Annotated in this window: 4 protein-coding genes and 1 pseudogene; all 5 read left to right on the top strand. The window is 70.9% G+C overall.

Annotated elements, in window-relative coordinates; genetic code table 11:
- Nucleotides 1-269 precede the first annotated feature (269 nt).
- The 5 genes and pseudogenes from ACLEQD_RS35865 (at nt 270) to sctQ (ending at nt 5,168) form a co-directional block, all read left to right on the top strand.
- Nucleotides 270-946: pseudogene (locus ACLEQD_RS35865) on the top strand (FliH/SctL family protein).
- A 45-nt stretch (nt 947-991) separates the two neighbouring features.
- Nucleotides 992-2,305, top strand: a complete 1,314-nt coding sequence (gene sctN / locus ACLEQD_RS35860; protein WP_410390331.1) for a type III secretion system ATPase SctN — start codon at nt 992-994, stop codon at nt 2,303-2,305.
- A 62-nt stretch (nt 2,306-2,367) separates the two neighbouring features.
- Entirely contained in the window at nt 2,368-2,856 is a 489-nt protein-coding gene (locus ACLEQD_RS35855; protein WP_171420301.1) for a flagellar assembly protein FliH, read from the top strand.
- A 36-nt stretch (nt 2,857-2,892) separates the two neighbouring features.
- Nucleotides 2,893-3,810 carry a flagellar hook-length control protein FliK gene (locus tag ACLEQD_RS35850; protein ID WP_410390330.1) on the top strand — a complete coding sequence of 306 codons (918 nt, stop codon included), beginning with the start codon at nt 2,893-2,895 and terminating at the stop codon, nt 3,808-3,810.
- The gene (gene sctQ, locus ACLEQD_RS35845; RefSeq protein ID WP_410390328.1) at nt 3,807-5,168 is read left to right on the top strand and encodes a type III secretion system cytoplasmic ring protein SctQ; all 1,362 of its coding nucleotides are present in this window, start codon (nt 3,807-3,809) and stop codon (nt 5,166-5,168) included. The genes ACLEQD_RS35850 and sctQ overlap by 4 nt, the downstream gene beginning before the upstream one ends.
- Nucleotides 5,169-5,382: the final 214 nt, after the last annotated feature.

Here is a 5,382-nt window from a genome sequence, read left to right as displayed (position 1 = left end):
CTTCCGGGGAGTCCACCGACGGGGCCCGGGTGCTGCGCTCGCGCACCGGTGCCCGTCCCGCGGCACGTCCCGAACCGGGGAATGCTCCGGAGCGTCCCCCGCGCGTGCTCTCCAGCCAGGCGTCCTCCTCCCGGTCCTCGGAGGGAACCCAGGTGGGCCGCAGGCGCCCCCCTCCCACCGACCGGCCGGGCCCGGATGACGCGGGCGGTCCGGGAGGGCGTGGACCGCGCGGCGGAACGCGCTAGCATCCGGTCTGCAAGGAGTGGCCCATGGCGATCGGCAAGGTAATCAAGGGGGACGGGTTGGCGGAGTCGGTGGTCGTCGCCACGTCCGAGCGACCGGCGCTGCGTCCGCCGCGCGCGGGCGTGATGAACGCCGAGGTCTTCGAGGCGCGCCAGGGCGCGCAGGGCATCATCGAGGAGGCCCAGCGCGAGCGTGAGCGCATCCTCGCCGAGGCCAGCGCGAGAAGGAGGAGCTCTTCGCCAAGGCGAAGGACCTGGGCCGGCAGGAAGGCCTCGCCCAGGCGACGGAGCTGCTGCTGCGCGCGAAGATGCAGGCCGGGGAGATGCTCCAGTCCCAGGAGCAGGACATCATCGCGCTGGCGCTGAAGATGACGGAGAAGATCCTCGGCCGCGACCTGGAGCGCGAGCCGGAGCTGCTGGTGGACATGTGCGCCGCGGCCATCGACAACCTGCGCAACGCGCGCGCCATGGTGCTTCGCGTGCACCCGAAGACGGCCGCGGTGCTGCGCGCCAAGCGCCCGGTGCTGATGGAGCTCATCGGCCGCACGGTGGACCTGGCCATCAAGGAGGACCCGGAGGTCGCTCCCGTGGGCTGCATCGTCCAGACGGAGTTCGGCACCGTGGACGCGCAGCTGCCCACGCAGCTGGAGATGCTCCAGAACCTCCTGCAGCCGGACACCGCGCGCAAGCCCGGCCCTCCCTGAGCCTCCCGGCCCGCCCCGCGCCCCCGAAGCCTCCCCGGATCCGCCATGGCCATCGACCTTTCGCGCTACTACGACCTCATCAAGGAAGCGTCCCTCGTCCGGGTGCGCGGCCGCGTCACGGAGCTGACGGGCCTCGTCATCAAGGCGAGCGTGCCCAACGTGCGCATCGGCGAGGTGGTGCTCGTCAAGAGCCGCCAGCGCGGCATGATGAAGTCGGAGGTCGTGGGCTTCGTGGGCGACGAGGTGATGCTCATGCCCCTGGGCGAGCTGTACGGCATCGGTCCGGACAGCGAGTGCATCCCCACCGGCCGCCCGCTCACCATCAAGTGCGGCGACGCGCTCCTGGGCCGCGTGCTCACCGGCATCGGCGAGCCCATGGACGGCATGCCCCTGGAGGGGGAGGGCCTCATCGACTGGCCCGTGGACCGCGACTGCCCGGACCCCTTCACCCGCCAGCGCATCGAGCGGCCGCTGCCCCTGGGCGTCCGCTGCATCGACGGGCTGCTCACCGTGGGCGAGGGCCAGCGCGTGGGCCTCTTCGCGGGCTCCGGCGTCGGCAAGTCCACGCTGATGGGGCAGATTGCCCGCAATACGCAAGCCGACCTCAGCGTCGTGGCGCTCATCGGCGAGCGTGGTCGCGAGGTGCGCGAGTTCATCGAGGACGCCATGGGCGAGGAGGGCATGAAGCGCGCCGTGCTGGTGTGCGCCACGTCCGACCAGCCCGCCCTCGTGCGTCTGCGCGCCGCGTACGTCGCCACGGCCATCGCGGAGTACTTCCGTGAGCGCGGCGGCAACGTGCTGTTCATGCTCGACACGGTGACGCGTCTGGCGCGCTCCCAGCGCGACATCGGCCTCGCCATCGGCGAGCCCCCGGCGCGGCAGGGCTACCCGCCCAGCGTCTTCTCCATGCTGCCGCGCATCCTGGAGCGCACGGGCAACTCGGCCAAGGGCAAGTGCACCGCCATCTACACCTGCCTCGTGGCCGGCGGTGACATGGAAGACCCCATCGCGGACGAGGTCCGCGGTATTCTGGACGGCCACTTCATCCTCAACCGTGAGCTGGGCGCGCGAAACCAGTGGCCGGCCATGGACGTCCTCCAGAGCCTCAGCCGTGTGATGAGCGGCATCGTCAGCAAGGAGCACAAGAAGGCCGCCGGCAAGCTGCGCGAGACGCTCGCCACCTACGAGAAGCAGCGCGACCTCATCCTGCTGGGCGCCTACCAGGCCGGCGCGGACCCCCGGACGGACTACGCCATCGAGAAGTACGACGCCATCATCGACTTCCTCAAGCAGGACACCCACTCCAACTCTCCGTACGAGGAGACCGTGGAGCAGCTCATCAACCTGTTCGCGGACTGACGCGGGCCGCCCTCCGGCCGGCCTGCATGGACGGGACGGTTTTTGGGTAGGATGCCCCCACCATGCCCCCGTACCGGTTGCAGTCGTTGCTGGACATGCGTGAGAAGGCGAAGGAGGAGGCCGAGCAGGCCTTCTCCGATGCCGTCAAGGCGCTGGCCAAGGAAGAGCAGGAACAGCAGCGCCTGGAGGCGGAGCTGGAGCGCCGCCGCAAGGAGCGCAAGGCCAAGGTCGCCGAGTACTTCCAGCAGATCATGGCCAAGGGCGCCGGCATCAACGGCATGAACATGATGGGCCGCTTCGAGGAGCGTCTGAAGGACGACGAGGCCCAGGTCGCCCTCCAGATTGAACACCAGAAGGAGGTCGTCCGGACGGCCGGCCGCCTGGTGGAGCAGCGCCGCATGCTGATGGCCGAGGCCGCCAAGGAGCTCAAGGCCATCGAGAAGAACAAGGAGAAGTTCGTCAAGCAGGTGAAGAAAGAGCGCCAGGACCGCGAGGAGCTGCAGCAGGAGGAGATCGGCAGCGCCTTGTTCCTGGCCCGCCAGCGCAAGTAACCTCCCGCCGCCTTCCGCCGAGTCTGGAGAGACGCCATGAGCCGAGTTGATGACGATCGCGATGCCGCGCGCTTGGCGGAGCGGATGATCCAGGAGCGCAAGCTCGCGGAGGCGAAGACCCAGAAGCGCCTGCAGGGCGACTCCGTCTTCTCCAAGCTGGTCCAGCAGGGCCAGGCCGAACAGGCCCTGCCCAAGCCGGTGCAGGAGCAGAAGCTGCCCCTGGGCAAGCAGGTGCTGGCGCGCCTCGCGCAGGGCCAGGGCAAGACGTTCGACGAGAAGCTGGCCCAGAAGGAGACCCCCTTCGCGAAGCCCGGGGAGACCACCCAGGGCGCCCAGCAGTCGCAGCAGTCCCAGCGCAGCGCCCAGACGCAGAACCTGTCCAAGGGCGGGGAGGCCCGCCGGTCGGAGGTCGTGGAGGAGAAGCGCTCCACGGACGTCCGCGAGGGCGACATGACCAAGGCCGAGGGACAGGCCGGCCGGCTCAGCCAGGAGAAGGGCGAGCTGAAGATCGACGTCAACGCCGGAGGTGGCAAGGGCGCGGGCGGCGGGGCCGGCAAGGAGAAGGACGACAAGGGCGGGCAGATGGCCGCCGCCGCGGGCTTCCGCTTCAACCCCGCGCTGATGGCGCCGGTGCCGGTGGCCAAGCCCAAGGACACGGCGGGCTCCGAGCGGCTGCGCGCCATGGCGAACGAGATCGCCCAGAAGATCGTCGAGCGCGTGCGTGTGGGCACCAACGCCGCGGGCAACGCGGAGTTCCAGATCGACCTGCGCGGCGACGTGCTCAACGGCCTGTCCATCAAGGTCAGCGCGAAGAACGGGAAGATCTCCGCCGTCTTCAGCGGCAACGACCGCGACACGCTGAAGATGCTGGAAGAGCAGAGCGACGGCCTGCGCAGCGCCCTGGGTGGCCGGGGACTGGCGCTTGAAAATCTGAGGTTCGAGGCGAAGACATGAGCCTGGAGCCGGACGACGAGCCCGGAGTCTTCGAGCGCACCATGTTGGTCGACACCCGGAAGCTGGGACCGCCCCCGAAGCCCGCGCAGGCTCCCGCGCCGGCCCCCGCTCCGGTCATGCCGTGGCGGCCGTTCGCCTTCTCCCACCTGGAGAAGGTGTCGCGCACGCAGGGCCAGCTGGCGGAGCGGCTGCGCTGGCTCACGCCCAACGCGGGCACGCTGGAGACCGTCTGCGCGCGCCTCAAGGCCCTGTTCGACGTGGACGTCCGGCTGTCGGTGGAGTCCGCCCAGGCGCGCCCCATGACGGAACTGCGCCGCTTCCTGGGCGACCCGTCCTTCCTGGCGGTGCTGGCCCCTGGCGCGCTCAAGGGCCGGGTCATCCTCGAAATCGAGCTGTCGCTGGCGCACTCGGCGGTGGACCTGCTCCTGGGCGGCGCCGGTGAGACGGTGGGCCTGCGGCCCCTGACGGACATCGAGGAGGGCGTGATGGGCTACGTCGTCCTGGAGGCCCTGAAGGAGCTGGTGCCCGGGCTGCAGCCCGGCGTCCCCCGGCCCCGGCTGGACGGCGTGGCGCGCGGCGTGGACGAGGTCTCCGCGCGCCTGGGCGAGGACGGCCCGATGCTGGCGGTGCACCTGAACGCGGTGCTGGGCACGCACCGCGGCATCGTGCGGCTGGTGGTGCCGTCGGCGGTGCTGGAGGCCGCCGAGCCCGCGGTGGAGAGCGCCCAGCGGCGCGACCAGCGCCGGCAGGACATGAAGGCCCACGGGCGGCGCCTGTCCGCGCTGCGCGACTTTCTGCGCGCGGAGATTGGCGTGGCGGAGCTGTCCGCCCAGGACCTGGCGTCGCTGCGCATCAAGGACGTGCTGCTCTTGGACCTGCTGTCGGCGCGGCCGGACAGGGGCGAGCCCGGCACGGCGCAGCTGCGGCTGGGCCTGGGGCGCACCGGCCACTTCGCGGCGGACGTGTTCGTGGAGAACGGCCGCTACCGCGCGCGCATCACGGACATCATCCCCGGCGAGCCGGGCAACCCCCAGGGTGGGGAGTCCGGCGGGTCGGAAGAGAACGAGGACTTCACCAACCCGGAGCTGGGCGTTCCTCCGGAACTCGAAGGGGCGGCATTGGACGACAAGGACGGAAGCGATCTGCTCAGCGACCTGCCCCTGCAGGTGGCGGTGGAGCTGGCGCGCGTGCCCATCACGGCCGAACAGGTGGTGGGCCTGCGCACTGGTCAGGTCATCGACCTGCGTCGTGGGGCAGGGGAGCCCGTGGACCTGTCGGTGAACGGCAAGGTCGTGGCCCGGGGCGAGCTCGTGGAGCTGGAGGGACAGCTCGGCGTGCGCATCATCCACCTGAGCTGACGCGCTTGTGCCCGTGCGTCACAGGGCAGGCGGGCAGGGAGGCGTGCTCGTGCCCGGGCCCGTGGCGGTCCTGACTCGGGTGCACTAGGCTCGCGCCCATCCATGGCGGTCCTCGGTCTCTTCTCCTCGCGCCTGTTGCTGGGCGCCGCGCTCCTCTTCGCGTCGCCCGCCGTCCTGGCGCAGGCGCCCGCGGCCTCCACGCCGGATGCCTCCG

It is taken from the genome of Corallococcus sp. 4LFB, assembly GCF_046520365.1.
In the GTDB taxonomy this organism is placed as follows: domain Bacteria; phylum Myxococcota; class Myxococcia; order Myxococcales; family Myxococcaceae; genus Corallococcus; species Corallococcus caeni.
Note: the sequence above shows the minus strand (reverse complement) of the source record. Positions and strands in the feature narration are given on the sequence as shown.

Bases quoted from the DNA above. Each gene is read 5' to 3' on its own strand.
- sctN (WP_410390331.1), top strand. From the start codon at position 992: ATGGCCATCGACCTTTCGCGCTACTACGACCTCATCAAGGAAGCGTCC.
- sctQ (WP_410390328.1), top strand. From the start codon at position 3,807: ATGAGCCTGGAGCCGGACGACGAGCCCGGAGTCTTCGAGCGCACCATG.
- ACLEQD_RS35855 (WP_171420301.1), top strand. From the start codon at position 2,368: ATGCCCCCGTACCGGTTGCAGTCGTTGCTGGACATGCGTGAGAAGGCG.
- ACLEQD_RS35850 (WP_410390330.1), top strand. From the start codon at position 2,893: ATGAGCCGAGTTGATGACGATCGCGATGCCGCGCGCTTGGCGGAGCGG.